Here is a 21,222-nt window from a genome sequence, read left to right as displayed (position 1 = left end):
TTGCTATCTACATACCTAAGTAATCATAAAGCGCAACTGCTAGCAATTAGTGAAGCACAATATTGCCCTTTTACATGCGTAGGTTTTATAAAAACACTTAAAACAAAGCTATTAGAAGCATGTTGGTTAACGGCTAAGAAAAATAACGTCCCACAAAAATTTAGCCAGCCAGATTTAGTGCAATTAATCACTTTTTTACAAAGTGACCCCAATATTGATTCCGCTGCACAAGCATGCGTTGAGGTAATGGCTAATTTGCCTCAAAACATTAACTTAGCGTTTATTAACGCTTTAATGAACGAGCCTACCTTACATAGCCTAACTAAATTAATTATTTATAAAGTTTTGTTACAGCAGCATAGCTTGAATTTAATCGCTTATATTGACTTAAAAACTTTGTGCTTTGCATTAACTACTAATCAAGAGTCACTTGAGCATTTACAGCCAGCGTTGGAGCAAAATTTATTAATAAGTAGCCAAGCCAAAAATACCGAAGTAATAAATACGTTTAAACACTTATGCAATGCTGGGCTTATTAATTCTCCGTTAATGTCGCTTTTTTTATTATCACTTAGTTGGGAACAGGTGAATGTAGTTGGCAACCATGCAAGCAACACTTTAACGGTTGACCAAACCATGCAGGTATTACTGCAAAGTAGCTTTGCAAAATTAATTCCATTAGCTAATACTTTTTTAAATAAAGTTGAAGAACCACATACCATTATTGCTTTAATAAGGCGCTTGCTTGGCGATAAGCTTGATTTATTGGTGAGCTTTGAAACACAACTGCAAGCATGGCAAGGTGATGAGTTATCGTGTAGTGAATTTAAGCGTCAGTTACACACTAACTGGCCAAAGTTTGAGGGCGAGCTTTCATCTTCGCGCTTAATAGCAGGTAAAGCGCTAAATACTAAGTTAAATGCTATAGAAATGTCTGCTATGGATAGCTATAGCCAAGCTGTATTTAACTTATATAACTACTACCAATACGCTACTGCTAAAAAGTTAGCTGCGGAGGCCGTGTTGTGAGTGCTTTTAATATTAATATGGAGTGTTTTTTAGCGCCATTTTCTCAAGACATAGATGAGCTTTTATACGGCGAAGAGTCTGCATCAAATGAGTTTAAAGAATGGCAATCGTGGAATGCATGCATTTACGATTGCATATTAAAAGCAAAAGAATTATTTGCAAAAGTTGAAGACTTACAAGCACCTTTAGTTTGGTTGCTTCCTGCGCTTGAATACCAAGGCGAGCTTAAGCAACTTTTGGCAAATAGTTTAAAACAGTTATTTCCACAGCATGTAAGTCATATTTTGTTTTATGGTGCTACAGGCGCTAATACAATGATCGAACTTGTGCAAAAAAATCAGTGGAAAAAGGTTAACGTACTTGCAGTAGACGCAACATACAAAGCAAATATAAATGGTGAATATGCCTATCGAGGTGTTGGTGGTGCATTTGCAACTGTTACAGCGGTTAAAACTGGTTGGATGCAACAAAGCCACGAACTGGCTCCATCTGTAGATTTTATAAAGCATAACCAATTAAGTGGGATTTTTTCTAACATTGCGCTTAATAGTAAAAAACGAATAGATTTTATATGTGCGCCAGGTAATGGCGTAAACCACGAAAGCGATGTGTGGTTAACAAATTTACAATTGCTCAGTAATTTAATTAGTGAGCATACACATTATGAATTACCTAATTACAAATTAGGTAAAATTGGTGCGCTTGAAGGACTCGTCAATTTATATCAATTGACCTCAAGCCCGGCTATTGTAAATCACTTTAAACATGCGTTAGTGATTTCTCAAGAACAATCAAAATACCAGGCCGCAGCATCATACTTATGGATAAGTGAGGAAGTACACAACTAATGCAAAGTAATACAGTTGTTTTACAAGGATCAAGTTACCCCATTTGCCTCGTTGCTGGTAAAGGCCAAACGCCCTCTGGCTATGCACCTGCAGTAGCAAACACGGCACAAAGTGCTAAACAGCAAATAGCTGAAATTGGTGGTGCGCTAACTGGCGATGCTGCCAAACGCCTCGACGTAATTAACTTATTAAATAGCGCAGGCGTTAGCTGCCCACGCAGCGCCTCTGCCCGCGAAACCGCAAGTGCACTTACCCAAGCTTTAATAGCTGGCGCTGTAACGTGTTATCACCAAAAAGCAAAGTCATCTATTCAAGTTAGTGATAACACCAATAGTAGAGCAGCTGGCAAAAAGTCGAGCAAAAAACCAAGCTCAACAGCATCAGGGAAAAGCGCATCGCAAGCACCCGCTAAAAACACTGGCGGTGCAAGTAATAACACCGCAAGCGAAGAGCCCATTACAAATCAAGAGTGCCGTTCAGATCCGGTATCAATGCTCTCTGGCGAAGAAATCCTCCCGCTTATCGACTTTACATTGGCGGGCAGTCGCCAATTAGTGTGGCGACGTTTGTATCGCTCATCTCATGCTGATGTGTGTATAACAATGGGTAATGGTTGGCGCCATGACTTTATGGCAAGCCTTACAGAGCATTACTTGCCGCCGCCAAAAGTGGGTCCTAAACAAAAAGGCACCTACTGGTTAGAGTATCAAGACGAGCACGGCGCTAAACATAAATTTGAAAAGGTAAAGCCTGGCCAATCGAGCTATCAGTTAAGTAGTAACCTTGCACTGCATTACCAAACAAATGGTAAGCAAGTACTTGTAACGCCAGATGACCAACACCTTACCTTTAAACCAGGCGAAAGCGCGTGGTTGCTTGAAAAAATAATTAACGAAAAAGGCCAAAGCATCGCGTTTTATTACGATGCAAAAGAGCGCCTACACCGCATAGAAGTAAACAAAGTACGTGGCTGCATTATTAGCTACAACGCGCAAGGTTTATTAAGCAAAATAGCAGCGTACTGCACCGATAAAAACAACAAACAGCAATTACTATCGCCATTACTAGCAAGCTACGAGTACGACGAAAACAAAAACCTTGTTCAGTCTACTAATCAGCAAAACGAAACTGAGCGTTACGCCTACAACGCCGCTAATTTATTAACAAAGCGTACCCGAGCCAGTGGCTTTAGCCATCATTTTGAGTGGGATAGCTACTCACCCAGCGCTAAATGTATAAAACAATGGGGCGATAACAACACCTATACTTACCAGTTTGAATATAACTTAGAGGCTGGTGAAACAACCTGTATAGACTCACGCGGCCACAAAGAGCACTTTGTACATAACGCACAAGGTAAATTGGTAAAACATACCGACCCTAACGGCAACGTTTGGCAATATACATACAATGCGCAAGGCCAAAAGCTCAGTGAAATTAAGCCCGATAGCAGCACAACGCGCTATAGCTACACACCTTTCGGCCAATTAGAAACAATAACGCAGCCAGATGGTAGCCAAACCCATTTTGCTTACAACCAACTTGGGCAACGTGTATTAACTACCCTACCTGATGGGCAAACCATTACGCGTAAATACAGTGTGGCTGGCTTATTACAAAGCGAAACCTTTGGTGATGGCCGCACCACATTATACAGCTACGATAAGCTCGGCCAGTTAACCCAGCATATTAATAAAAATGGTCAAATCACCAAATTTATTTGGAACGAGCAAGGCGAGCTATTAGCAAAGCATTATAACGATGAGTTAATACGTTACAGCTACGACAGCCTAGGCCGCGTAAATGCCACACTGAATAACGCAGGCTTACTCACCCAATATAAATACAATGAGCACGGCCAGCTTACACAAACAATTGCCTTTGATGAAAACGAGCCTGAAAATAAGCAGCATCAATACTTTAGCTACGACGAAGCAGGGCGATTAATTAGCTCGCAAAACAGCAAAGGCGACACCACCGAGCAGCACTTTGAAGGGCTAAGCCAACCGCATTGTGTTATTCAGCCCGATGGCAGCGCCCTGCATTTAACGTACGACAAAGAGCGAAACTTAACAGCCATAGAGCGAAGCGACGGCCACGTATACCGCATAAGTTACGACGCGAACGAAAACCCAACACAAATAACCGGGTTTGATGGTACGCTACAGCAGTATAAATACGATGCCTGTAATCGCTTAGCCTCAGTAACGCAAAGCAACAAACGCTATGTAAAAATAGAGCGCGACAGCCTTGGCCGCGTAACTGCGCAGCATGCAAGCCTTGCAAGCGACTCACATATAATTAATAACGCCAATTACTACAGCTACACAAAGCAAGGTAAAATTGCGCGTGCACATAATGCGCAATCAACACTTAAAAAAACGTTTGATAAAGGCGGCAGGCTACTGTACGCCGAGCAAGTTAATAACCAGCAACAAGCACATACCTTAAAATACAGCTACGACGAATACGGCAGAAGGCAATCACTGACCTTGCCAGATTCAAGTACACTTAAATATAGCTACAATAAATTTGGCCAGCTAAGTGCTATTCACTTACAGCAAGCCAATAGCACGGCTGTTGAACTTGCAGCGCTTAGCTATGACAGTCAAGGTAATATTCAAACGCAAAAGTTTGGTAATGATATAACCCTTACCCAACAATTTGATGTATTTAACCGCTTAACACAACAGCAGTTAACCCATCCTGCGCAAGCGCTATTTGATACCTGTACGTACAACTACGACAGCATCAACCAGCTGATTGCGCGTAAAGAGGAAGGCGTTAGTAGTCATAATATTAATTTTGAGTACAACAGCCTAGGCCAGTTAATTCAACAAAACCTAGCCAGTGGTGAGAATACAAAAACCAGGCAATACCAGTGGGATAGTTTTGGTAACCCAGTTAGCCAATCAAGAATTCAAAATAACGAATTAGCCGAGCAGCAAACTACTCAGCCAAATGATAATAGCGATGCGACCAATAAGGTTGAAAGTAATCAGTCAGAAAGCACACGTAATGTAATTCATAGTGAGTACAGTGATTCAAGCACAGCAACGGTTGCTAGTGAGCTAAGCGAAGACGATGGGGTTATTACAGGCATCACTGATGCCGACCGTTTAACCCACTTTGGCGATAGCGACTTTCATTATGATGAATTCGGTAACCAAATACGCGAAACCGGTAAAGGCATAAAAACCCGCCGTGAATATAACGCATTTAATCAGCTAAGTTGTTTTAATAACAACGGTACGCTTACTCAATACGACTACGACCCATTAGGTCGTCGTATAGCCAAGCACACCGAGCAAGGCAAAATTGATTACATTTGGGATAACGACCAGTTAATCGGTGAATACCAACACGGTGAATATACCTGGTATATCAACCTACCAAATCAATTTCACCCGGTCGCGCTAATTAAACAAGGTGAGGTGTACTACTACCACCTAGACCAACTGAATACTCCATGTTTTGTAACCAACAACAAAGCAGAAGTAGTGTGGGAAAATCAAGCCGATGTGTATGGTTATGAAGAATCAGAGATAAGCAATAAAAATAGCTTCACTCAGCCAATTCGTTTTCAAGGGCAGTATTTTGATGAAGAGAGCGGCCTGCATTACAACCGTTATCGCTACTACAGCCCAAAACAACAGCGATTTATAAATCAAGATCCAATTGGTTTAGTGGGTGGCATAAACCACTATCAATACGCGCCAAACCCGGTGAATTGGGTGGATCCAATGGGGCTGTTGTGTAAAGAGGGGCAGGCAAAAGTAAAAGCAGCGCTTGATGCAAAGCCAGAGATTTCAGGTGATCTTAGAAGCCAAATAGAAAATATTTGTAAACAAGAGCAATCAGGATGCACAGCTGACGAGATGGTTGAGCAGATTAATGCCTTTGATGCAGTTACAGGCGGACTTGATTTATTTGTTTCTGGATTATTCAACTCAGTAGTTGATGTTGTAGCTGGTGGTGCAGGTATTGTCACTCTCGCTATGTCAGGAGGTGATATAGATGCAGCGGTTCATACCATAGAAAGTGTACAATCCAATCAAATAGGCCCATTTACTGATGCAGGGCAAGCCGTATCAGAGAAGTTAGCTCCGATCGTGCAAGAGTATTATGAAGACAATATGGCAGCGCTTGGTGATGCGACGCTTGAGGCGACAGGTTCACCAGCACTTGCTACAATGGCGCATAAATCTGTTGAAATTGCTGCTACCTTAGCTGGCGGTAAGACTGTTTTGAATGGGACTAAAGGTGCTAAAAATGCATTAAAAGCTTCAAATAACGAACCGAATATTATTTCTGGTAGTGGCTCTGATGTGCATATGGATGGACATAAAATATATGATTCAAATTTCCCCGCATTAAGTACAAATCCAAGTGCGCAATATCGCTTTTCTGACCCTACGTATCGCCCAACTGGTGAAGATGTTTACTTTGGTGAAAATGTTGTTACCTCATATGTAGAAGTCCGTAAAAATTTAGATGGGAAGTCTCTGTTTGTTGGTGATGTGCGAGTGGATAATATTTTGGATTTGACAGATCCGAATGTGCTTAAAAAAATGAGTATTGACCCAGCAAAATTGGCTGCGAAAGTCGATAATCCTGTTCAGCAGAAAACAATATACGGTTATACAAATCAGATTTCCAACCAAGCATTCGACGCCGGTTATAATGGAATTTTGTATCCAAGTAGTAGAAAGAACGGAAATAATCGAGCAATTACTTTGTTTGGTGGTCGCTATGACTCTGATGCAATAACGTTAATTTTAGATAGGAAAATAAGCCCATGAGCAATTTAATTTTACGGGGTGCAGATGAACTTGGTATTCAGCCTGCTAAAGTCAAGGGCATGGAACAGCATGGATTATGCTATTTCACTTGGCATGATAGTGAAGTAGTTGGGGGGCAATGTTCCTGTTGTAATACAATCGTCTGGGCTACGGCCAGAACTAACGCTATATTGGCAGAGGTTAAGCCAAACTCAGTTCCAGATAGCGGGAGTGAATATAGGAAGTACTACAAGGGTAAACTTGACCGATTTTTGTTAAGTTTACCTGAGTGCCCTTCTTGTAGCGAAGCAAAGTATGATCGCTTCATCAATAATGTATCTTTCCCGCGCTTTCCTGATGGAACAGATTTTGATGATAGCGAAGAGGATATCGAGTTAATTAATATACCTCCGAATAGTTTAAAGGTTTGGTGGCTTAAAGAAAGTACTTAGATTCGTTCTGAAAATAAACTAGAAACTAAGAAAATAAACTAGACATATATGGACGATCCCTTGAAGTCAAGAAGTAAATAGACACCGAAGTAAATAAACTAGACACCAATCTTAATTTTATACAAAGTACTACCGCTGAATATCACGTTGCGTGCGCCGTGCATTTTAATGTGGAGAGACCACTTTACTGGTCAATCTTACGAGCATCGTAGAGGGTGGGTTGAAGACAAGCTGCTTGAATTAGCTAAGGTATTTTGTACTGGCTTAGTGCTTATGCCGTAGTTAGTAATTACACTCACTTAGTACTGTGTAAATGGATAAAAGCTAATAGGTTAAATGACAAAGCTACAATTATCAGATGAGATAAGCTGTGTAAAGGCACTGCACTTACGCAAAAGGTCATCCAAGGTGAAAAGCTAAGTAAAGTTAAGTCTATTTTTTAATCGAACGGTCAAACAATATCTAGAGCGTTTAGCTAGTATCAGCTGGTTTATGCGCTTGTTAAATGAAGACATAGCCACAGAGCAAATAAGAAGGTAACTGTAAAGGTCGCTTTTGGTAGGGCCAATTAAAGTCTCAGGAACTATTGGATGAAGCTGTACTAGCTGCGTGTATATACTTGAAGCCCAATCAGGACAGATTAACATGATATGGCTAATGAGGTAACGGTTGAAAGTGATTCACTTCCACGTTTTTTAATTAATGGTACTTATTTTAAATAATTAGAAATATAGGTAAGGAGGCCCAAACCACTATGTTTGGTTTAATAAAGAAATATGATGTACATATGAGCTCTGAAGTTAAAGGGATTATTACTTTAAACGGCAATCCCGTTGAAGGTGTTTTAATTAATCGCAGCCTCAAATTTGCACATAAAATTGAAAAAGAAGATCAGGTTATTACAGCTTCCGATGGCATGTTTTATATGCCAGAAGTTGTAGTTGAGTCAAAAATACCCGGTGATATGTTCTCGCATGAAGTTACTTATCAACTTATTACTGCAATTCATGGCGGTGAAGAATATGAGCTTTGGAGCTCAAAGCTCAATGGCATAAAAGAGCGAAGTGAATATAAATACAAGTTAAGTAGCTTAAATGCTGACTTAGAATCTACAGAAGTAAACTTTACTTTTCCTAATTATGATAATCCAAATTTGGAATTTGATGCTTCTAGTATATGTAGATGGGAACATGATTTTGAAATATATGAGATAGAAGATAGCGAAGATTATTTTAAAGATTTTAGATAAAAGGGAATTTATATGAATATTTTATCACCTAGTGTTGCATCACAATTAGCTGAATTTGCATACGATAGTATTGGCGTTGTGTCTGATCGCTCCTCAAATATAGAGCCAGGTAGAGTCATAAGTAAACATTTTGTTTTTGATGCAAAAAAGTCTGCTTTTACTGGTGTATCAGGTACTGTAGCTGAGCATGTTTTAAATCATTCAACAGGTTTTGGCTTTTTTGGTATTGGCTCAAAAGAAGGGGATCACAAAGGGGAAGTTGTTCTTACTTTTCGTGGAACTGCTGGTATTGCTGATACCCTAACAGATCTGCACTGTGGTTTAACTGTTGGGCCAAATTATAAAGCTGTTCATGCGGGATTTAATCGAACTTTTGAGTCTATTAAACCACAATTAGCAGCAATATTGACTAAGGTTGGCGGTCGACCAGTTCACTGCGTTGGTCATAGTCTTGGTGGTGCGTTAGCTACTTTGGCTGCGTGCTGGATAAAAGCAAGATTTAAAGTGCCCGTTAAGTTATATACTTTTGGATCTCCTAGAGTAGGCCATGGGCCTTTTGCGATGCAAAGTGAGACGAGTTTAGATGGAATTTATAGGGCTGTTCATCGCAGCGATCCTGTACCTATGGTACCTGTTTGGCCGTTTGTACATGGAGGGAGCGAATATAGGCTAAGTACGTGTGTTTCACTAACGGGTGCGGCTCATAAAATGGCAGGCGATTCACCTGGATATATTAATACTGCTTCTCGTTACCCTGATTATAAGAGTATGCAAAAGGGGTCATTATCTAATCTAACCATGACACGCCTAAAATATAGTAATAGCCATCATGCATCATTTAATGCTCATTGGGCAGAGAAGATAACTAGTGCCTTACTAACACTACTAAGAGAAAGTGGTAAAATAACAAGCATTTTAGCACAAGGTGTAGTCGCAGGAACGCTAACTATCTATGATGCATTAGCTCGCAGCCTGGTTGAAATATCCAAAATGTCCGCAAAGTACGCTGATGATTGCCAAGGTTTACTAGGACACATATTAAACTTTGTCGGTAAGCCTGGAGTGATAGCTGCTGACTTTACATACGCTCAAGCGAAAAAAATATTATATTGGATGCTAGAAAAGCTAAGTAGAGTTGTAATTGCTGCGGTTAAGGTTTCACCACATTTGGGTATTGGTTAGTAATTAAATTAAGGCTCAGGTAACTACTGAGCCATTTTTTAATAAACGAGTAACAGTTAGTAAATGTAAAATATCTAGTTTAAAAGCCCTTTGAAGTTATTATATAAGGAAATACAGTGAATAAAATAAACACGGAAGTAAATTATAAAACAATGGCCGGTAATGCGCGCTTAGTGATGCTTGGTGAATCAAGTCATAGTGCTGCTGGGTACAAATATGAGGCTATAAAGGCTATTAGGCAGTTGAAAGCAGCGGGCTTTACACATTTTGCTATGGAAATGTTGCCCCGTTACATGCAGGAAAAAATAGACTTTTACCAAAGAACAGGTAAAGGCTTTGACAGCATACAACAGTTTTTCGATAAATACTGGTTTCATGGTTATTTTACGGCTCATGCATATGCTGAGCTTGTAAAGGCTTCTCGTGATTTAGGATTAAAAATTGTAGCGCTAGATGTTTATATCGAAACTATGGAGGTAATGGATAGTGTATGCCCATCAGCTAAAGCTCTTACTGGAAAATGTTTTGATGCACATACATTTAGAAATGCTCTTTGGGCTTATAATTTAGCTAGAATCCTTAAGAGTTCTAACCAAAATAAGGTTGTTGCTTTCATGAGTCGATGGCATGCGGTTAAGAATTTAAAGTACCAAATAGGAGTTGATTCATTAATTAAAGAACATGGTATTCAAAATGTTCGCTTTATTGATTTTATCGGTGGTTTAGCTTGTTACAGTGACAGAAGTTGTGAGGGTATGTCTAGTCAGAACGAGGACTTGAAAGCGAAGTACTTTTACAAGGAAGGCTTCCCACATGAAAATACAGTTAAATCTTTCCAAGTACACTTACCCGAAAAACGTATAAATAGTGATGGGTCTTTCCAATGGTAAAAGGATTAACTTCGTTTGTGTTCGCATTATCTTTATTGACTTTTGTACATGCTAACGCATCTATGTTTCCTGATATAGATATTAATGATTCAAGTTTGACATCAGATACTGCTGCAAAGCAATGTGCAAAAAGTTTTATGCATGCCCCACATAAATTATTACTTTGGTGTGAAAAAGCCTATGTAATGGGTCACTGGGAGTCTTTGTATTATATAGGGATGTATACTGGGGATGGCTCTCGTTATTTAGATGAATTAAATACGCGAATGAATCAAGGTGAAGCTAATGCTATTAATACATTAGCTTGGCTATACCAAAGTGGTCGCTTTGTTAATAAAGATATAAGAGAAGCAGCACGTTTATATGAACTTTACTTGGCCCAAGAGAGTAACCAAGTAATCTTTCTTAAAGCTTCTACCCATTATGAATTGGCAACAATATATGAAAAGCTGGCTATGTGGGAAAAAGTAATAACCCATACACAATACGTCATAGATAATGCCGACAGAGATGGCCGCATAGCAGTTGCAAAAGATTTACAAAAGCAAGCCAAAGCTTCGTTGGCTAAAAATTAAACGCTAAATGTATTTACCTATAAATATAAAGGGAGCTATGAACGCCTAAGCTAAGGCGCTATAGAAATGATATGGAACAACAAAGCCAACAAACACTAACTAACCTTGTTTACGATATATATGAAGACCCAGCTTTAATAGAAGAGCATCAAGTGCTTATAAACCCTTTGTTGAGCGATTTAGTTGCCACAGCGCCAGCTGGGTTTGAGGGCATGGCGACGATGATTAATACCCATATTTCTAATGGGTTTAAATTCAAAAATCCTAAAATACAAAAATTTGAACTTGAGTCAGGGCTTTTAAAACTTAAAACATACTTTCAAAAAATAAACCTATAACCCCCATCATAATTACACACTCAATTTTTAATATTAATGCAGCACTAGTGCTGCATTAATTTTTTCTCATCAAGGATGATCTATGAGCCTTATCACCACGAGTATTTTAATGCTGTTTTTACAGCCTTTATTTGTATATTTAGCTCTTTTTAAAGAGTCAGATCGGAGTACTCCAAGCCGTTCATTAGATAACGAAGATGCTATGTATCTTTTTATAGCACCAGGGTTAGCTGTATTTTATTCTGATAACTTTTGGCAGGCGTTACTTTATTTAGGAAGTGTATGCCTACTAGGTTTAATGCTTGCCATTATTGTAAAAAGCAAAGCTAAAAAACGATTAACAAGAGATGACGCTATCGGGTTTACTATTGCCAGCTTTTTATTTTTTTGGATTATAAAATTAATTATTGGTGGGTTAGGATATTTTTTTAGCGAAAATGCCGCGAATGCTTCAGCGCCTGTCATAGGTGAACAAACTTATTCATCAACTACAGGTGAGCTTTTAAACTGGGGGTATTTATATTATCAGTTTTGGCCAACGCTATACTTTTTACTCTTTATGTTAGCCACATTAGTTATAAAAATAATAGAGAGCCGGTTTAATAAACATTCATTTTCAGGCTTGCTCTTAATATTGGGCGCAGTTTTGGCAGGTGTATCACCGTTATTTGGGCATGCTTTTATTTTAGGCGTTATCGCTAACTTTTTTATATTTTTTGTTGTGTGCACGGCATGTATAGAAATTGATAAAAGGAGCGATCCTTCAGCTGGTGCTATTAGTTTTATATATGGTTTTTTGCTTGTGGGCGGTATCGCGTTTAGTAGTATTGGTAAATTAATATATACGCTATTTTATAATTAAATTAGGATTGTTTTTTGATTAAAAAACATGCAGTATAATTGTACCTAATTAGTATGTTCCCCTACTTTTTTTAATATAAATATGGTTGGTGTAATTAATTGGCCATAAACATTAAGTAGCTTATAGCTAGGTCTTGGGAGAGTGTTTGCTTTGTTTTTATCGCGTTTAAAAATTTTTGTGTTGGTAATAGTCTCTATTGCCGTTGTTTTTTTTACTACATCACAGGCTTGTGCGGATATGTTTGGCTTTTTTAATAAACAAGAATTTTATTTATCGGCTCCAGTAAAGGGGCAGTTATTAGATAATGGGCAGCCAGTTGCAAACACTAAAGTAATGCGCTCACTCACCTATGGCGATGAATACGTTGACGAAACCACAACAGACGAACACGGTTATTTTACTTTTACAGAAAAAACAATAAAGACAGGTAAGCCCTCTAATATGTTTGATAACGACTCGTTGGTTCAACATATTTATTTAGAAAACGGCACGCCAGAAGGAATTGTTTTATGGTACACGCTTGTTTCAATTCATGAAAAAAGTGACACACTTAAAGAGCTTCTTGCACACTTGAAGTGCGATATTTCTAAAGAGCCGCAAACATACGATATTCCAATTAAAGAAGATACCAGCCACGCTTTTGCGATTTACACATCATGTAAACTTTAACTATTAATTTAAAGGGAACTTATATGAATACTTTGACGCCAACCCAAGCGGTACAGTTAGCTAACCTTGCTTATAAAGCAAAAAGCATTAAAACCACTAACTTACTTCATCGTTCACTTCATGCATCTTTGCGCGACAATTTTAACTTTTCAGTTAACCCTGGCGCAGTACAAGGTGTAACGGGAGGTTTTTTCTCCCATTTATTTAATTTAAGTACGGGTTTTGCTTTAGTAGGGCATGGGCTTGGCGATTATCAGGGTGATTCAGTTATAACAATTCGAGGTACTAACTCGCTAAGAGATGGCTTAACTGATGGCCATTTTGGTTTAAGTGGAGGCTCAAACGGCAGTATGGTGCATGCTGGGTTTAATAAGACCTTTTACAGTATGAAGCCCGCGTTACAGGAGTTTGTTGAAGCTAATATTAAAGATAAAGTAACCGATTGTATTCATTTAGTTGGCCACAGCTTAGGTGGTGCATTAGCGACGCTTTCTGCCGATTGGATTAGAGCTGAATATTCAATACCTGTAAAGCTATATACGTTTGGCTCACCGCGCGTTGGGCTTGAAAACTTCTCTCGGGCTGCGACATCAAGAATTGATAAAATTTATCGCTGTACTCATGGTGCAGACCCAGTTGCTAAGGTACCTTTGTGGCCGTTCTCGCATGCACCTTATAGCGGTCAAGAAATACGCTTAGATAATGGGCAAGGTTTAAAAGGTGCTGCCCATACCCTCAATGGTACGCCTGGCTATATAAACACAGCCAATAGTAATAATTGGAATAACTTAACCATTCAAGCTAATCATTTTTTGAGTACCCCTGTGCGTCTAAAATTTGAAGATAGAAATCAAGCCTCTTTTACTTCTCACTGGGCTGATAAGCTAGGGGCTGCGTTAGTCACACTTTTAAAAGATGCGGGCTATTACAGTGCAGTAGCAGCTCAAGCTGCTATTGGTACTGGGCTCACTTTTTACGATATGTTGGCGCGTACTTTAGATAAAATAGCTAAAGCGTCAGCCTCGTTTGCAACACAAACCTTAGGTTTACTAGGGCATATGTTAGTGTTTGCTGGCAAAGTAATTAGTAAAGCGGTGGAGCTTACATATAGCTTTATAAAATCGGTATTCGATTCAACCCTAGGTGCTTTATACCGAGCGGCGAGAGAGGGGCTAAGTGGCTTAGATTAACTTTAATCTAGCCCTCAATCTCGCTCTAACAAAATAGCACCACTTTGGTTTTCGCCTAAGTGGTCGTTTTTGTTATAAATAGGGCATTTACTCATAGATAAGCACCCACAGCCAATACATCCATCAACGCGATCGCGCAAACGCTGCATATATGCTATTCGCTCGTCCAGCTGTGCTTGCCATTGCTTTGAAAGGGCTGCCCAGTCTTTTTGCGTAGGTGTGCGCTGATCAGGTAATGTTGCCAGTGTTTGTTTAATTTCATCAAGGGTTATTCCCATTGCTTGTGCGGCTTTTATTACCGCTATACGGCGCAGTACATCTTTTTTATAGCGGCGTTGATTGCCGCCATTTCGCCAGCTACGTATTAGTCCTTTGGTTTCATAAAAATGCAGGGTTGATACTTTTACGCCGCTACGCTTTGCTACATAACCCACGGTTAAGTTGGCCTCTGTTAGTTTTTTTTGATCTATTGGCATTATTTTTAATTTCCGTTTGACCTCAATATAACTTGAGGTTTTAAGCTTCTTTCAACATTAAAAAAGGAGCTAACTAAATGCAACAAAAACTTGAGCGTAGCACTGTTATTATTTATTCAAGCGCACGCAAAAATGGTAATACACAGGCGCACGTTAACGGATTTGCAGAGCAAAATAATGTGCGTGTAATATGTTTGGATGATTATAAAATTGCGCCGTACTGCTATAACAAAAACTATAAAAATGATGACTTTTACGCTGTGTTTGAAGCACTTTTAACGTATGACCATTGGGTGTTTGCTTCGCCAGTTTATTGGTACAGCACCACAGTACAAATGAAATTATTTATTGATAGAATAACCGATTACATGGACGATGAAGCATTAAAACCTAAGCTTCGTAGTTTACGTAGTAAGCATTTTTCAGTGCTTTCGAATGCGTCATCAAGCGAAGCTCCCGCCTGTTTTGTCGAGCAGTTTAAAAATACGTTTAGCTATTTAGGTATGCAGTTTATTAACCACAACCATAAAAGTACCCAAAAGGTTGCTTAAATTGCAGCCTTTATTGGTTGTCTCTGGTAGTTTAGTAATACGCTTAAAAAACAAAGGATAGTTTAATGAAATATTTACTATGGTTAGTACTAATTTTTAGCCCGTTTATTAATGCTAATGAGCAACCAATTAAAGGGTTTGGGAATTATTACAATGTTCCTCAACATGATGAAATAAATGACTCTACGGTATTCAAAATAGCCTTTGATGTTGGCGATGGCGCTAAAAAAGGTGAGCAGAACAATTCAATGAACTCACTTGCTCGCTTTATTAATATGCACGTAGCGCATGGTGTAAAGCCTGAAAACATACAGCTAGCTTTAGTTGTGCACGGTAGTGCAAGTGTTGATGTGTTAGCTAATAGCGAATATAAAAAACGTTTTAACGCTGACAATAAAAACCAAGCATTAATTGAGCAGCTACTAGCAAATAACACTAAAGTGTATGTTTGCGGGCAATCTGCTACTCACTTTAAAGTAACGCCAGCGCTTTTAATTGAGGGTGTAAAAATGTCGCTTTCAGCTATGACCGCTCACGCACAGCTTCAACAGCAAGGCTATACGCTCAACCCATTTTAATGACTCAAATAATAAAAAATATTCTCTGCTTTGGGGATTCAAATACATGGGGCTTAAACCCTGTAACGGGTAAACGTTTTGATGAAAATATCCGTTGGACATCACTTTTAAATAAAAACTTAGGGTGTGGTTTTAACGTAATAGAGGCAGGGCAACCTAATCGCACGTTAGTGCATAATCCCCCGTTTGACGGTGTGCTTAATGGTGTTAGCTATTTAAAGCCTTATTTGGATAAGCATGATCTCGACTTTATTATTATAGCTCTTGGTACAAACGATCTTAAAAAGCGTTTTAATTTAACACCTAGTTTAATAGCAGATGGCTTGAATGATTTAATTAACTCAATACATAGTTATTATCAGAAAAGTAGTACTTTAAAATCACCTAAAATTATTATTGCTAGCCCACCTAAAATAAGAATTACCGAGCAGTATTCGCGTATTTATGAAGATGCAGGTATAAAAGCAACAGAGCTCTCTAGTGCATTTAAAAGTGTTGCGGCTAATAATAAATGCACCTTTATTGATTTTAATACATTTATTAATGTAACAACCGGTGATGGGATTCACTTTGAAAGTAGTCAGCATTTAACTGTAAGCACTAAAATCACTCAACTGGTTCGAAATTTGCTCAACAATTCTTGAATCTATCTATTTGAATTTAGTACGACTTATGTAATCATCTAAAAAAAACGACATAAATTAACAACTTCGAGATGCTATGAAAAAGTACCAACAAAAATCTATTATAGCCATTTTAACCGGAGGGTTGGTATTTGTAGCTGGCTGTTTTATTTTGCTCAACTTTGCAGCTCAACAATTAACAGCACAAACAAAGTCAGATGCTGAGTATATTCTCACTCATATAGAAGGTGCAATTGCGGAGAGGCGTCGAATACTTACCCCATTAAATAAGCTTGCGTTTAAACAGTGTGACAACACAACCCTTCTTGAGATGCGCCGCGCTTTATTTGATGCAAAATATGTAATTGATATAGGCTTTTTTAAAGGTAACCAGCTAGTTTGCACTACGGGTGCAGGCTTATTAAGTAAACCAATTAACGACAAACAGCCTGACTTTATTCGAGATGCTGAACAGGTGAGGGTTCGTTTTGAGCCAGAGCTTTATCTATTATTATTTAGTGAGCGCCCTATGGAGGTAATTATAGTCAGACAAGGGGACTATAATTTAATTATGCAGAGTACGCCTTTTACCAACATTGGAATTACTGCGCCAGATTGGGAAGTTATTTATAAAACACCAAATGCTTTGCATCATTTAGCAGGTAAAGAAGGGCTGTATCAGCAGGTAAAAAGTAATATTTTTTTTCCTTACGAAACTAATTCAGTTTGTAGTTCTACAAGTAGTCAATATTGTGTAGTAGTGCGCTTACCTTGGAGTCTGTTTTTTTCTAATAATCACTTATTATTAATAATTTCGTTAATTTTAACTTGTTTAGCGGGGATATCGAGTGCGTTAATAGTTGATGCGAGAATTGCTGCACGCCGCTCTACCAATCAGCGTATTCGTAAAGGACTTAAAAAGGGGTCATTTTATTGGACTTACCAGCCCATTATTTGTTTGCAAAGTGGCAAGCTGATTGGTTGCGAGGTACTTGCACGTTTTGAAGATAAGTACGGAGCTTTATTTCCTGATGAGTTTATTCCGGTTATCAGAAAAAATAATTTAACATGGACTTTTACTGAAGCAATGATTGCAACGGCAATAAAAGAGTTAACCTCTATAGAGGTATTGCCAGAAGGCTTTAAAGTGTCGCTTAATATATTTCCGTGTGATGTAGAGCTGGGTAATGTGTCGTTACTGCCGCAAATTACAGAGCTTACCAACTCACGCTTTATTATTTGTTTAGAGATAACTGAAGACGAATACCTTGATACAAGTATCGCGCATGCTCATTTTAAAACCTTGGTTGAGTCGGGATTTAACTTATCATTAGATGACTTTGGTACGGGTTACTCAAATTTAAGAAACTTACAAAATTTGAGTTTTCATCAACTAAAAATTGACCGTACATTTGTACAAGATATAGCCACTGAGGGCTTAAAAGCCTCTATGATCCCAAATATTATGGAGCTTGTGCATAAATTTAATTATACCTGCATAGCAGAAGGGATTGAAACTACAGAGCAAGAAGCTATTTTAAAAATGGCGGGAGTACATTTCGGACAAGGTTGGAAGTATGGCAAGGCCATGACCGCGTCTAAATTTAAAAATTACATAGCTAATCAACATTTTTAGATCTCAGCTGCCATACTAAGCGTATCGGTATGAAATTTAAAAATATTAGGTTTATTATGATCAAATTAATATTAAGTGCTTTTGCATTTTTACTACTTAGTGCATGTACAACACAATACCCAAACCAACAATTAACAGGTAAACAGTTTCCAAGCATTAGTGGCGAAAGCTTAGAACAAAATATGGTAAATATACCTAGCGACTTTAAAGCAGATAAAACACTACTGCTTATTGGTTACAAACAAGATAGCCAATTTGATATAGATCGTTGGTTAATTGGCTTAGACATGGCAGGCGTTAAGCTTCCTACTTACGAGCTACCTACTATTGCGGGCATGGTACCACGCATGTTCAGCACATTTATAGACAGCGGTATGCGCAAAGGCATCCCTAAAGAATTATGGGGTGGAGTAATCACTATTTATAAAGACGGTGAAGCGGTTCAAAAATTTACAGGTAATGAAAGCCCGAATAACTCACGTGTTGTACTTATAAATAGCAGCGGCGAAATTTTATATTTTTATGACCGAGGTTTTTCGGTAGATGCGTTAAATAAATTAAAAGCGAGTATAGAATAATTGATCCTAAAAGTTAGTTTAGGCTAATGCATATTTAAGGCTTTATAAGTTACTAATCCGATCTGTTATTTATCTTATAAAAGCAGTTTTTAAAATGAAATAAATGATGGTTATATGCTGATTTTATTCGTCTTTATTTATTTTAGGATGAAATATAAGAATATCGCTTTAATACCAAAATCTGATTGTAAGTTGTATTTGGTTTCGGTAATGTGGGGTAAATGTTTCAAGGACGAAATTTATGCTAGATAAAAGCTCAGTATTTGTAAAAACAACATTTCAAACATCTTTTCACTCACATAATTACACCGCTATTTTAAGAACGCTTCAAGCATTGTTTAGTGATGTTAAAATGGATGATGCTGTGCCTAAAACTGAGCAGCGAGCTAATTATGATTTGTTTTTAATCGATGGTGCTAAAAGCAAATGGCAAGACCTCATTCCTGCAGATCTTATTTGTTTAGCTAAACACTATAACGTTGTCATTTTTAATGTTGATAGAGAAGATGTATGCGAGCAAAACTTATTGCTTAACCATTTTAATGGCGTTTTTTATAAATCAGATGCACCAGAAGATATTTTTAAAGGATTACTTCGGGTTAATACTGGCGAGCTTTGGTTTACACGCAAAGTGATTTCAAAAGCATTTAACGATATTTTAGCCGTAGCATCATCGTTTAATAGCCTACACGACGACATCGAATTAAAGCAGGACGATTACGATCATTTAACAAAGCGTGAAAAGTCTGTTATTCATTTAATTGCACAAGGTGCGAGTAATCATACAATTGCTGATAAACTTAATATTAGTGACCATACTGTAAAAACACATCTTTATAGCGCGTTTAAAAAAACGAACTCACGCAATAGAGTAGAACTTGCTAATTGGGCTCAGCGCTATATATCAGTTTTGCTGCCAATGGCAAAATAAGAGTAAAGCCACCAAGATGTTATCTAGGTCAATTAAGTCAATTAAGTAAAATTTTATCCTCTAGATTCTTATAAAGTTAGGGTAAGCGAGTTATTTTCAACTAACTAGTCACATAACCTATAAAGGCTACAATATGTAGCCTTTAGTTAATTCAGGAAATCAGTTTACGCTGATTTTTTAGCCCATAAGCCTTTATCAATACCTTTTGTTATAAGATCTGTAAGCGCTTTTTCTATTGCTTGTGTTACACAAATACTCATAGGTTCGTTGTCGCTAAAGCCAGCTTCAGCTTCGGCTAAACGTTTGTAGCTCACGTATCTAAAAAATCCTGCACGCATTTCTTGGCTTAATACTTTTTTGCTGGTGGCTACACTTAGTAATACTTGCCCTGTTCGAACATCAACAGCACGTAGATATATTGAAATAGCATCTTCGCGATAAAGCTCAGAGGCGCCTATACCAAAGTACTCCATACCTAAACCACCTGTTTTTACATTGGTGTCGTAGCTTATAATACCGCCTTCTAAAATAATTTTGGCGGTGGTAAGCGGTGGTAAATCAGCTTGGTTAGGGTTATCGGCTTGACCTGCACGAATGATTTTTCGCTCAGTTAAAATATTTTGTAAACCCTCACGTTCTACTGGCGTAAACCAATCTGATTCGTGTAGTGCTTGGACAAGTATTGAGTTAGCACCTTGAGTAACAGCCGTCGAAAACGAGCTTACGTTAGTTTGTGGCTTATATTGCCCGGTTTGATCTCTAAATGAGTAAACCGATACAGGAATACTACCGACAGGTTTAGGTAGGTTTTTTAGATCCGCAAATAATTCAGTTGGCTCTAAGCTAATAGCTTTTTGCTGTGATGGTGGAATAAGATTTCCCAAACTTGCACAGCCGCTCAAACCCAGTAATGTTATTGTTATTAGTAGTTTATACATTATCCAAACCTCGGTACTTCAATTATTACAACAGAGTCATCTAATATATTTGTTATTTTTACTGTAATAGAATCGGTTGTGCTGGTTATAACTTCAATTTGATAATCACCACTCATAAAAATAGAGTCCTGATTAAAAAGGCTATCTTCTATGTCCTCACCAAATGCCATATCGGTAATTTCTCTTACCATGCGGTTTAAATAGGTGCGCTCTAAAGAATCTTGAAATTGTTCAGCGTAACCTTTTTCGATTACTGGCGCTTTATGCTTGTTTTGAGCTTGCGCTTTGCTCAGCAACATATTTGCGTTTAGTGGGTTTCCACCAAAGCTTGGGTTGATTGGGGTATAAATTATTTCAGTCGCTTGGGACGAAAAGCTTAATGTTGTTATTATTATAAGGGCTATTTTTTTCATTTTACCATCCATCTTTAGCCATATCAGGGGTTGATGCAGCCATGTTTGAGCGAGCCATTGCATCTATTACTGTATAAACAGCTTGCTCTACACGCTCATCAAGGGGTTCTAATCTGCGACCTAAATAAGTCGCGTAAACAAGCTGGTTATTCATTATTAAAGAAAGCTGTGTACCTGCTTTTGGTATTACGGTTTCTTTTATTTCTATATTAAAACCAGCCGTTGAGGGGAGATCTCGCCAATAGTTTGAAAATTCATAATAAAATTGATGACCAAAGCGGCTAATACTTCTATCTAGTAATAAGCCATCTATTTCTAGTTCATCAGCAGCATGAGTTGCCCCAGAAAAACATAGGAAGAGTGTGAGTAGGTAACTATTAAAGCTAATGTTTTTTTTCATAATTTAAAATGGGGAGAGGGTCGCTCTCCCCAC

At 38.2% G+C, this 21,222-nt stretch carries 22 protein-coding genes and 1 pseudogene; 19 read left to right on the top strand and 4 right to left on the bottom strand.

What is annotated here, in order from left to right:
* The 13 genes and pseudogenes from BW142_RS06520 to BW142_RS06455 all read left to right on the top strand — a co-directional run bounded on the left by BW142_RS06520 (position 1) and on the right by BW142_RS06455 (position 14,065).
* Entirely contained in the window at positions 1–1,029 is a 1,029-nt protein-coding gene (locus BW142_RS06520) for a hypothetical protein (RefSeq protein WP_076924328.1), read from the top strand.
* Positions 1,026–1,877 carry a hypothetical protein gene (locus BW142_RS06515; RefSeq protein ID WP_024595242.1) on the top strand — a complete coding sequence of 284 codons (852 nt, stop codon included), beginning with the start codon at positions 1,026–1,028 and terminating at the stop codon, positions 1,875–1,877. The genes BW142_RS06520 and BW142_RS06515 overlap by 4 nt, the downstream gene beginning before the upstream one ends.
* The gene (locus BW142_RS06510) at positions 1,877–6,679 is read left to right on the top strand and encodes an RHS repeat-associated core domain-containing protein (protein WP_143475910.1); all 4,803 of its coding nucleotides are present in this window, start codon (positions 1,877–1,879) and stop codon (positions 6,677–6,679) included. Before BW142_RS06515 ends, BW142_RS06510 begins: the two co-directional genes overlap by 1 nt.
* Entirely contained in the window at positions 6,676–7,110 is a 435-nt protein-coding gene (locus tag BW142_RS06500) for a hypothetical protein (protein WP_076924327.1), read from the top strand. Before BW142_RS06510 ends, BW142_RS06500 begins: the two co-directional genes overlap by 4 nt.
* Positions 7,111–7,249: 139 nt before the next feature.
* Positions 7,250–7,669 (top strand): annotated as a pseudogene (locus BW142_RS20835) (transposase); the annotation flags it as partial.
* Positions 7,670–7,864: 195 nt separating this feature from the next.
* A complete protein-coding gene (locus BW142_RS06490) occupies positions 7,865–8,359 on the top strand; it encodes a DUF6795 domain-containing protein (RefSeq protein WP_076924326.1) in 495 nt (164 codons plus the stop codon).
* A 12-nt stretch (positions 8,360–8,371) separates the two neighbouring features.
* On the top strand, positions 8,372–9,541 hold the full coding sequence (locus BW142_RS06485; protein ID WP_076924325.1) for a lipase family protein: 1,170 nt from the start codon (positions 8,372–8,374) through the stop codon (positions 9,539–9,541).
* A gap of 116 nt (positions 9,542–9,657) precedes the next feature.
* Positions 9,658–10,431 carry a ChaN family lipoprotein gene (locus tag BW142_RS06480; protein WP_076924324.1) on the top strand — a complete coding sequence of 258 codons (774 nt, stop codon included), beginning with the start codon at positions 9,658–9,660 and terminating at the stop codon, positions 10,429–10,431.
* Positions 10,425–11,006, top strand: a complete 582-nt coding sequence (locus BW142_RS06475; protein WP_076924323.1) for a hypothetical protein — start codon at positions 10,425–10,427, stop codon at positions 11,004–11,006. The genes BW142_RS06480 and BW142_RS06475 overlap by 7 nt, the downstream gene beginning before the upstream one ends.
* A 71-nt stretch (positions 11,007–11,077) precedes the next feature.
* Positions 11,078–11,344 carry a hypothetical protein gene (locus BW142_RS06470; RefSeq protein WP_076924322.1) on the top strand — a complete coding sequence of 89 codons (267 nt, stop codon included), beginning with the start codon at positions 11,078–11,080 and terminating at the stop codon, positions 11,342–11,344.
* Between the two features lie 82 nt (positions 11,345–11,426).
* A complete protein-coding gene (locus tag BW142_RS06465) occupies positions 11,427–12,206 on the top strand; it encodes a hypothetical protein (protein ID WP_076924321.1) in 780 nt (259 codons plus the stop codon).
* Positions 12,207–12,443: 237 nt separating this feature from the next.
* Positions 12,444–12,875 carry a DUF4198 domain-containing protein gene (locus BW142_RS06460; protein WP_253188801.1) on the top strand — a complete coding sequence of 144 codons (432 nt, stop codon included), beginning with the start codon at positions 12,444–12,446 and terminating at the stop codon, positions 12,873–12,875.
* A gap of 23 nt (positions 12,876–12,898) precedes the next feature.
* Entirely contained in the window at positions 12,899–14,065 is a 1,167-nt protein-coding gene (locus BW142_RS06455; RefSeq protein ID WP_076924320.1) for a lipase family protein, read from the top strand.
* A gap of 14 nt (positions 14,066–14,079) precedes the next feature.
* Here the strand turns inward: BW142_RS06455 and soxR are convergent, their stop codons facing one another.
* Complete coding sequence (gene soxR, locus BW142_RS06450; protein WP_024595605.1) at positions 14,080–14,541, bottom strand: redox-sensitive transcriptional activator SoxR; 462 nt, start codon at positions 14,539–14,541, stop codon at positions 14,080–14,082.
* 77 nt (positions 14,542–14,618) lie between these two features.
* Here soxR and BW142_RS06445 point away from each other — a divergent pair, with 77 nt between their 5' ends.
* From BW142_RS06445 to BW142_RS06420, 6 genes are all read left to right on the top strand, one after another.
* Positions 14,619–15,092, top strand: a complete 474-nt coding sequence (locus BW142_RS06445) for a flavodoxin family protein (RefSeq protein ID WP_076924319.1) — start codon at positions 14,619–14,621, stop codon at positions 15,090–15,092.
* 65 nt (positions 15,093–15,157) lie between these two features.
* On the top strand, positions 15,158–15,670 hold the full coding sequence (locus tag BW142_RS06440) for a DsrE family protein (RefSeq protein ID WP_083707562.1): 513 nt from the start codon (positions 15,158–15,160) through the stop codon (positions 15,668–15,670).
* 8 nt (positions 15,671–15,678) lie between these two features.
* The gene (locus BW142_RS06435; RefSeq protein WP_083707564.1) at positions 15,679–16,314 is read left to right on the top strand and encodes an SGNH/GDSL hydrolase family protein; all 636 of its coding nucleotides are present in this window, start codon (positions 15,679–15,681) and stop codon (positions 16,312–16,314) included.
* 76 nt (positions 16,315–16,390) lie between these two features.
* Positions 16,391–17,929 carry an EAL domain-containing protein gene (locus BW142_RS06430; RefSeq protein ID WP_076924317.1) on the top strand — a complete coding sequence of 513 codons (1,539 nt, stop codon included), beginning with the start codon at positions 16,391–16,393 and terminating at the stop codon, positions 17,927–17,929.
* A 56-nt stretch (positions 17,930–17,985) separates the two neighbouring features.
* Positions 17,986–18,507, top strand: coding sequence for a hypothetical protein (locus BW142_RS06425; RefSeq protein ID WP_076924375.1), 522 nt, complete (start codon positions 17,986–17,988; stop codon positions 18,505–18,507).
* A gap of 241 nt (positions 18,508–18,748) precedes the next feature.
* A complete protein-coding gene (locus tag BW142_RS06420; protein WP_024598527.1) occupies positions 18,749–19,438 on the top strand; it encodes a response regulator transcription factor in 690 nt (229 codons plus the stop codon).
* A gap of 164 nt (positions 19,439–19,602) precedes the next feature.
* Here the strand turns inward: BW142_RS06420 and BW142_RS06415 are convergent, their stop codons facing one another.
* Genes BW142_RS06415 through BW142_RS06405 form a run of 3 tightly spaced genes read right to left on the bottom strand, consistent with a single transcriptional unit; the run spans position 19,603 to position 21,189 of the window.
* Entirely contained in the window at positions 19,603–20,376 is a 774-nt protein-coding gene (locus tag BW142_RS06415) for a CsgG/HfaB family protein (RefSeq protein ID WP_024598528.1), read from the bottom strand.
* The gene (locus BW142_RS06410; protein ID WP_024598529.1) at positions 20,376–20,801 is read right to left on the bottom strand and encodes a curli assembly protein CsgF; all 426 of its coding nucleotides are present in this window, start codon (positions 20,799–20,801) and stop codon (positions 20,376–20,378) included. Before BW142_RS06410 ends, BW142_RS06415 begins: the two co-directional genes overlap by 1 nt.
* Positions 20,791–21,189: a curli production assembly/transport protein CsgE gene (locus BW142_RS06405; RefSeq protein ID WP_024598530.1), complete on the bottom strand. Its 399-nt coding sequence runs from the start codon at positions 21,187–21,189 to the stop codon at positions 20,791–20,793. Before BW142_RS06405 ends, BW142_RS06410 begins: the two co-directional genes overlap by 11 nt.
* Between the last annotated feature and the right edge of the window lie 33 nt (positions 21,190–21,222).

The sequence above is a fragment of the Pseudoalteromonas sp. EB27 genome (assembly GCF_001974875.1).
In the GTDB taxonomy this organism is placed as follows: Bacteria; Pseudomonadota; Gammaproteobacteria; order Enterobacterales; family Alteromonadaceae; genus Pseudoalteromonas.
The sequence above is the reverse complement of the archived record's forward strand: the minus strand, read 5'-3'. Positions and strand labels throughout refer to the sequence as shown.